8 protein-coding genes are annotated in these 7960 nt (G+C 66.3%); 3 read left to right on the top strand and 5 right to left on the bottom strand.

What is annotated here, in order from left to right:
* Nucleotides 1-267, bottom strand: a 267-nt coding sequence (locus tag QM806_RS26555; protein ID WP_283293344.1) for an SHOCT domain-containing protein, incomplete at its 3' end; no start/stop codon positions are given.
* A gap of 131 nt (nucleotides 268-398) precedes the next feature.
* On the opposite strand from QM806_RS26555, the gene QM806_RS26550 reads away from it, so the two are divergent.
* Both QM806_RS26550 and QM806_RS26545 read left to right on the top strand, forming a co-directional pair.
* On the top strand, nucleotides 399-1163 hold the full coding sequence (locus QM806_RS26550; RefSeq protein WP_054246302.1) for a response regulator: 765 nt from the start codon (nucleotides 399-401) through the stop codon (nucleotides 1161-1163).
* On the top strand, nucleotides 1160-2317 hold the full coding sequence (locus QM806_RS26545; RefSeq protein ID WP_095866235.1) for a sensor histidine kinase: 1158 nt from the start codon (nucleotides 1160-1162) through the stop codon (nucleotides 2315-2317). Before QM806_RS26550 ends, QM806_RS26545 begins: the two co-directional genes overlap by 4 nt.
* 151 nt (nucleotides 2318-2468) lie before the next feature.
* On the opposite strand, the gene QM806_RS26540 is transcribed toward QM806_RS26545, so the two are convergent.
* The 4 genes from QM806_RS26540 to QM806_RS26525 form a co-directional block, all read right to left on the bottom strand.
* The gene (locus QM806_RS26540) at nucleotides 2469-2639 is read right to left on the bottom strand and encodes a hypothetical protein (RefSeq protein WP_164709518.1); all 171 of its coding nucleotides are present in this window, start codon (nucleotides 2637-2639) and stop codon (nucleotides 2469-2471) included.
* A 48-nt stretch (nucleotides 2640-2687) separates the two neighbouring features.
* Nucleotides 2688-2915, bottom strand: a complete 228-nt coding sequence (locus QM806_RS26535; protein ID WP_373560200.1) for a heavy-metal-associated domain-containing protein — start codon at nucleotides 2913-2915, stop codon at nucleotides 2688-2690.
* A 56-nt stretch (nucleotides 2916-2971) separates the two neighbouring features.
* Nucleotides 2972-3679, bottom strand: a complete 708-nt coding sequence (locus QM806_RS26530; protein ID WP_095866236.1) for a DUF305 domain-containing protein — start codon at nucleotides 3677-3679, stop codon at nucleotides 2972-2974.
* Nucleotides 3680-3911: 232 nt separating this feature from the next.
* Complete coding sequence (locus QM806_RS26525; RefSeq protein WP_283293343.1) at nucleotides 3912-4220, bottom strand: metal-sensitive transcriptional regulator; 309 nt, start codon at nucleotides 4218-4220, stop codon at nucleotides 3912-3914.
* A 1088-nt stretch (nucleotides 4221-5308) separates the two neighbouring features.
* Here QM806_RS26525 and QM806_RS26520 point away from each other — a divergent pair.
* A complete protein-coding gene (locus tag QM806_RS26520) occupies nucleotides 5309-7939 on the top strand; it encodes a glycoside hydrolase family 65 protein (RefSeq protein ID WP_240482803.1) in 2631 nt (876 codons plus the stop codon).
* Nucleotides 7940-7960: the final 21 nt, after the last annotated feature.

Raw genomic sequence — 7960 nt, 5'->3', positions numbered from 1 at the left:
CACGCCGGTCATTGGTACGAGATCCGGCTCGTACACCATCATCGTGGACGTAACCCGGTATTCTCCGGCGTCGATCTCACCTCTAGCGAATCGTTCGTCGAGAATTTCCCGGGCCCGAGAGTCGGGATCGAAGGGCGCGGTGCGGTCCGTGCGCATGCTGCGGAACAGTGCCAACACCCCGGCCACAACCAACCCCCAGAACGCAACCATAACCACGACCATCAGTACCCAGCCGCCCCAGCCCATTCCGTCGTTCCACCACATCATGGCTGTTCACCTTTCGTTGCTCTCCAGCGTGGTGTCGGATCGCGGTGAATCGATGAGGGTTCTGTGTAGTTTCCCTGAAGATATGGGCAGTTCAGGGTGACCCGCACCGGACCGGGAGGACACCGGCGACGATGGAGACCATGAACCACACGCCACACCTCCCGCCCGACAGCGCCGCCGGATATCGGGCCTTGGTGGTCGACGACGAGCGCCCGCTGACCGCGGTCGTCGCCAGCTACCTCGAACGGGAGAACTTCGAGGTCGCCGTCGCCTACAACGGCGTCGATGCGCTCGCTCGCGCCCGGGAAATCGACCCCGACGTCGTGGTCCTCGACCTCGGGCTGCCGGGCATGGACGGAATCGAGGTGTGCCGGGCACTGCGGACGTTCTCCGATGCCTACGTGGTGATGCTGACCGCCCGCAACGCCGAAATGGACACCATCATCGGATTGTCCGTCGGCGCCGACGACTACGTCACCAAACCGTTCAGCCCCCGGGAGCTGGTGGCCCGCATCCGCGCCATGTTGCGACGGCCCCGGAAGGCCCCGGCATACGAGACGCCGCCCACCGCGCCGGGCGGGAGTGAGGCACCCCCGCGGGTATTCGGGGCGATGAGGATCGACGTCGCGGGCCGGGAGGTCCATCTCGGCGACCGCCCGGTGGTATTGACCCGCACCGAGTTCGACGTTTTGGCGGCGTTGTCGTCCCGGCCGGGTATGGCATTTAGCCGGCGCCAGTTGATCGAGGCCGTGTGGGGGGAGTCTTGGGTTGGTAACGAGCACCTCGTGGATGTGCATGTCGGCCACCTGCGCCGCAAATTGGGAGACGACCCCGCCGCGCCCCGGTACGTCACCACCGTCCGCGGCATCGGGTACCGGATGGGGACCGGGCAATGACCTCGCGTCAGGTTCGCCCGGGCACCGTCGGCCTCGGTCCGGTGCACAGCCGTGGCCCCGGCCTCGGCGTGCGGCTGCTGCTGGCGCAATCGCTGGTCCTGGTTGCGGGCGCCGCCACCTGTTGGGTGGTCGCGGTGTTCGCCGGCCCCCCACTGTTCCGCGAGCACCTGCACCGCGCCGGGGTACCGGCCTCGTCCGACGAGCAGTTCCACGCCGAGCAGGCGTACCGCTCCGCCACAGCCATTTCCCTGGCGGTCGCCCTCGGAGTGGCCTCCCTGGCCGCGTTGATGGTGACCTGGTATTTCAGTCGGCGCCTGCAACGGTCGTTGACCGAGGTGTCGTCCGCGGCGACCGCGGTGGCCAATGGGCGCTACGCCATTCGGGTGACTCCCCCGCACCTGGGGGACGACTTCGACGCACTCGCCGAGGCGTTCAACCGGATGGCCGCCGGGCTCGAATCGGTCGAGACCACCCGTCGCCAACTCCTCGGGGACCTCGCCCACGAAATCCGCACCCCGGTGTCGGTACTCGAGGCGTACATGGAGGCACTCGAGGACGGGGTCGAGACCTTGGATGCCGACACAATCATCATGCTGCGCGACCAGACCCGCAGGCTGGTCCGTTTCTCCGACGATGTCCGCAGTCTCTCCCATGCGGAAGAGAGCCGGACCTCGATCGAGCCCACCTCGGTGGACCCCGCCGCACTGCTCTCGACTGCGCTCGCCGCCGCGGCGGACCGCTACACCGCGAAGCAGGTGTCACTGACCTCTCGGGTTCCCGCGCACCTTCCCCGCCTGTGGGCCGACCCGGAGCGGCTCGGCCAGGTGCTGGGCAACCTGCTCGACAACGCCTTGCGGCACACCCCCCGGGGCGGCCGGGTGGAGGTGACCGCGCAACAGCGACCCGAGCTGCTGGTGATCGAGGTGACCGACACCGGCGACGGGATCTCCGCCGAGCACCTTCCGCACCTGTTCGAGCGGTTCTACCGTGTCGATGCGGCACGCGACCGCGAACACGGCGGCGCCGGGATCGGACTGGCGATCGCCAAGGCGCTCGTCGAGGCGCACGGCGGCCACATCACCGCCCGCAGTGACGGCCCCGGAACTGGCAGTACCTTTACCATCACCTTCCCCCTCCGCCCGGATCAGCGATGAGGAAATACTCGGTGCCCGCGATCGCCCGGCACCGGCTCGCGCACGCCCGCAGCGCGAGCCGAGCGGACGGAGCGCGGAAACTGTCTATGTGGTCACGAGCACCGGCTGCGCCGGACTCTCATCGCGCTCACCCCGGGCCGGCGATTAGCTATTAGCCGATGTTCCCATCCGCGGCGAGGCCGCCGTGTACATCATGTGCGGTCGGGTCCGGGCTGACGGCGGTGTCCGCCACGTCGATGCGGCGGCGGGCGATCTGGTGACGATCACCGCGGCGCGTCCTCCCCAGGTCGAGGCGGTGACCCGCGTCAGTCCTCGTGCTCACCGGCGCGAAACGTTCCTGATGCCCCGGGGAGGGCGCGCTGAGGGTGGATCAGGTGGGTGGGTCGGCCAGGGAGTATCCGGCCTCGTCGACGGCGTGACGTACCTGCTCGAGCGGCAGTGGCCGGCTGCTGGTGACCCTCACCCGTGAGTCGCCACCGGGAACCAGGTCGATGTCGACGTTCGTCACTGCATCGAGACGGTCGAGTTCCTCGGTGACCGCTTTCACGCAATGCGCGCAGGTCATGCCGGAGATGTGGTAGCTCGCGGTGGTGCTCACTGCGTTCTCCTCGGACGAGGTCATCGTCGGGTGTTCGACTCCACGAAGCCGGGGTGTCACAGCGAGGCCAGGATGTTCTGCATCGTGGTGATTTCCTGCTGTTGGGTGTCGGCGATGGTGCGTGCCATCGCGACGGCGTCGGGATATTGACCGGAGTCGATTTCGGTCTGCGCCATGGCGATCGCGCCCTGGTGATGGGTGATCATCTGTGTGAGGAAGAGCCGGCTGGCGTCCACGCCCTGAGCATTCTGCAGTGCGGACATGTCCTCGGCGGACATCATTCCGCTCATTCCCATCCCGCTATCGCCCGGCATCTCCATGCCCGGCATCGACATCGGCATGCTCTGACCCGGAGTCATCATCCCGGACGTGGACATCGGCATGCTCTGACCCGGAGTCATCATCCCGGACGTGGACATCGGCATGCTGGACTGTCCCCACTCGGTCAACCAGCCCTGCAGCCGCTCGATCTCCGGGCCTTGAGCTGCCTTGATCTGATTCGCCAGATCGGTCACCCGGGGGTCGATACCGTCCTTGGCAAGCACGACATCGCTCATCTCGATCGCCTGCGCGTGATGCGGAATCATCTGCTGCGCGAACGTCACGTCCGCCTGGTTGTGGGTCTCGGCGGAGGCCGTCGTGGCGGTGACGCTCGCCGCGGTATTGCTCTGCGTGGCCTGATCGTTGTTGGAGTTGCTACAGGCGGTCAACGCGACTAGAGCTGCAACCGTGGCTGCGCTGGCGGTGAGGGACTTCTTCTTCATGACAGGGGAATTCCTTTCTCACAGTGCACACACATGCTCATCACGCGAGACGTCGGGCAGTTGTGCAGTGGGGGCCAAGCGTTCACGCCCGCACCCGCCGGAAATCGCGCGAGGCCGTCGAGCTCCATGACCTTGGCGGCCTGACAGATTCCAAGCACCTGGGCGCGCGCCGGCTCGGCGGGCTGGCCGGGTCGCCAATTCTGCGCCATGCCCTTCGATGACAGATTTGCAGTCAGGACCGCACGAGACGTGCGATGGCGTTGGAGGCCTCTGCGATCTTCACGTCGGCCTCGACGCGATCGCCGGCCGCGGCGGCATCGGCCACACAGTGGCTGATGTGCTCCTCGAGCAGGCCCAGCGCCACGGCCTGGAGGGCCTTGGTCATCGCGGAGATCTGGGTGAGGATGTCGATGCAATACTTCTCTTCGTCGACCATCCGTTGAAGGCCGCGGGCCTGTCCTTCGATGCGCCGCAGGCGCGCGAGGTAGGCACCCTTGGACTGGATGTGGCGATGGCTGGCCTCGGGGGGTTCGGTGCTCACTGCCGACTCCTCTCGCCAGCCCGCGTTCTCCACCTCCCAATATACCCTCCTCCGGTATAATTGGTGATTGCGGCCGCAGGGGCCGATTCAGCGGCCGAGTCGCCGGTGGTGGATCGCTCACCGCACGCCGCGGGCGCACAATCCCGGTCGGTTTTCGTCGGCACTGCGACACATCCACTCCTTGCCTTATCCCACCTCGATCAACCCGACGGCGCCCTGCACCCGTCTCTCGTTCAAGACTGTCAGTTCATTGCCGGTTCAGGCCGAGGATTTCTGTGAAGATTCGCTGAAGAAGCTTTACCTCCATGGCGGGTGGTGGCGCGGCGACGCGCAAATACGAGCGGCTGGGCACCGACCGTCACGTCGTTCGATGCGAGGATTGGCACCTCACCTCGGACAAATTCATCCGAACGCTGTTCGGCGACAATCTCATCGGATTGGCGGCAGATCAGTGCGACGGGCAGACTCCTGCGGCCGACGTCATGTCGGTGGCCGTTCGGTATCAGAGCTCGCTGACACCGCGGGTGAGTAAGCAGACGCCCGGCCGTCCTGGATCGGTACGGTCGTGGCACAGAGATTCGGGGCCAATATCCGCGATCGCGGCAGCATCACCCGGTCATCCCTGCAGCCGACGACCCCCGGTAGTCACCAGTAATCACCGGAATCGGCGGTTCAAATCTTCCTCGGTGATCAAACGATAGATGACGTACAGCGAGAACCACGTGATGAGCAAAGCAGCGAAAACCAACAAAACCTCGTAGAAGAGGACCACGATCCCATCCTAGAACGTGGCCGCGGGCGACGAAATCGGCTGGCGCGTGCCTCCCGGATTGAAGTGCAGATGACCAGACCTCCAGGTCGGGTCGGGGCGGGCAAATCCTGCCCAATTCGACCGAGGAAGCGGTAGTGGTTTCGGCGTCTTCACCAACACTCGATGACCCAGACTATTGAGGTGGTGCGCGAACGAGTCCGGTTGGGCGGTGAGTTCGGGCGCGCAAGCTCGCCGCGCTGTCCTCGTCGACGCAATTACAGTGTCACTATGACAGCAGCGGCACGTGCCGGTCCTGCGGACAGCTCGGCTACCGGCTGTGACGGAGTTCTCTCGCGGTGCGACCGGTCTCGGCTGGCCCGAACCCGGCGTCGAGGTTGTGATGCTCACGGGTGACAACGACGCCACCGCGCGACGAATCCCCGGGCAGCCAGCCGAGACGGCCATCGACCAAGCACAGAGCGGCCGGTCCTGGTGTGGAGGGGCGCAGCCGACCCCGCCGGGGAGCTGGAATCTGGTCTATGACCGGTTCGACCTCGCCCAGGAAGCAACCCGGGAGGCGCTGTGCACGCTGGGGAACGGGTATTGGGCCACCCGCGGCGCGGTACCCGGAAGCACCGCCGACGCAGTCCACTACCCGGGCACCTACCTGGCCGGAATCTACAATCGACTCACCACCGCCCTCGATGGGAACACCGTTGAGACCGAACATTTGGTCAATGCCCCGGACTGGACTTTCCTGACCGTCCGCGTCGGAGACGGTCCGGTTCTGTGTCCGGGATCGCCAGAGATGCTCAGCTACCGCCAGGATCTTGATCTGCGTACCGGTGTGCTGACTCGCACCCACCGGTACCGCGACACTGCGGGCCGCACGACCCGGGTCACCTCCCGGCAGTTTCAGTCTCTGACCGAAACCCATCTGGCCGCACTGGAGCTCATCCTCGAAGCCGAAGACTGGTCCGGTGAGATGACCGTCGAGTCCGCCGTGAACGGAGCGGTGGCAAACCGCAACGTGGCAGCGGACCGTGCGCTCGCCCACGAACATCTGGTCCCGGTTCGCTCCGTGGAACTGGACGGTGAAACGGTGCTGTACGAGGCGGTGACCAACCAGTCCCGGATCAGCATCGCGACTGCGGCACGGACCCGCGTGGGCGCCACAGACACGGTCGTCGACCGCCGGCTGATCGCCGAACGGGCCCGCGCAGGGCACACCATGACGCTCAGCCTCGGCCGCGGCATCCCGGTCACGCTGGAAAAGATTGTCGCCGTGGCGACTTCCCGGGATCGCGCCGCCTCCACGGCCGCCCTGGACGTCGGCAACCGGATCGGCCGGGCACCCGGATTCGGGGAGCTGCTCGGCGCCCAGGAAAACGCCTGGGCCGCACTGTGGGAGCGGTTCGGGGTCGACCTTGAGACGGGTACGCGGCAGTCGCTGGCGCTGAATCTGCACATCTTTCACGTACTGCAAACCGTCGCGGCAGCTGACACAGACCTCGATGCGGGCCTGCCCGCGCGGGGACTGCACGGTGAGGGCTACCGCGGCCACATCTTCTGGGATGAACTCTTCGTCTATCCCATGTTGACCTTGCGCCGGCCCGAACTGACGCGCTCCTTCCTGCTCTACCGGTACCGGCGCCTGGACGCGGCCCGCGCGGCCGCCCGCGCCGACGGCCTGAACGGTGCAATGTTTCCCTGGCAGTCCGGCAGCGACGGCCGGGAGGAAACCCCCGCCGAGCTCTTCAACGTCCGCAACGGGGTGTGGATGGCGGACAACTCCCGCAGGCAGCGGCACGTCGGATTGGCCGTGGCCTACAGCGTGTGGCAGTACTTTCAGGCCACGGCCGACACCGGGTTCCTCGCCGAGTACGGTGCCGAAATCCTCGTGGAGGTCGCCCGACTTTTCACCAGCCTGGCCGTTCACAATCCCGCGGATGACCGATTCGACATCAGTGGCGTGATGGGACCGGACGAGTACCACGACGGGTACCCGGACGCACCGGGTCAGGGTCTGCGCAACAACGCCTACACCAACGTGCTGGCCGCCTGGGTGCTCGCCCGGGCCGAGGACGCGGTGGACCTGCTGGCCTGTCGCGACTGCGACCCGCTCTGGCGCCGGTTGCAACTGAAGCCAGAGGAGCCCGCACACTGGAACCGCATCAGCAGGCGACTGCGCGTACCCTTCCACGACGGTGTCCTCAGCCAGTTCGAGGGCTACGAGGCGCTGGAGGAATTCGACTGGGACGCCTACCGGGCGCGCTACGGCAATATCGGCCGACTGGACCTGATCCTGCAGGCCGAAGACGACACCACCAACAGGTACCGGCTCTCCAAACAGGCCGATGTCCTGATGCTTTTCTACCTGTTCTCCGCCGAAGAACTCCGCACCGTGTTCGAACGCCTCGGGTACACGCTGCCGCCGGAACTCATCCCCCGTACGGTCCAGTACTATCTCGCGCGCACCAGCCACGGCTCGACCTTGAGCAGACTGACCCACGGCTGGGTTCTGGCCCGGACCGACCGGCCACGATCGTGGTCGCTGTTCGAGCAGGCTCTGGAGGCGGATCTGGCCGACACCCAGGGCGGGACCACTCATGAAGGTGTCCACCTCGGAGCCATGGCTGGAACCGCCGATATGGTGATCCGTTGTTACGGCGGGGTGGAAACCCGGCAGGACGCCCTCTGGCTTCATCCGGTCCTGCCCGCCGAACTGACCGAGGCGACGTTCCGGTTCAGTTATCGGGGACAACCGATCAGCATCGGCCTGACCCAGGACCGGGCGCGGATCCGACTGTATCCCTGCTCGGCCGGACCGGTCCGGCTCTGCGTCGAAGGAATCGAGAAGACGCTGACCCCCGGCGAGGTCTGGGAAGTAGACCTGCCGTCGGCGGCGGCCGCCCACGCACTGCCCGAACCTGGCGCCGACCCTACCGCTCCGATGTTGCGGGACTAACTGAGCCGACCCATGCGTCGC

The sequence above is a fragment of the Rhodococcus sp. IEGM 1351 genome, assembly GCF_030056875.1.
Taxonomy (GTDB): domain Bacteria; phylum Actinomycetota; class Actinomycetes; order Mycobacteriales; family Mycobacteriaceae; genus Rhodococcus_F; species Rhodococcus_F opacus.
Note: the sequence above shows the minus strand (reverse complement) of the source record. Positions and strands in the feature narration are given on the sequence as shown.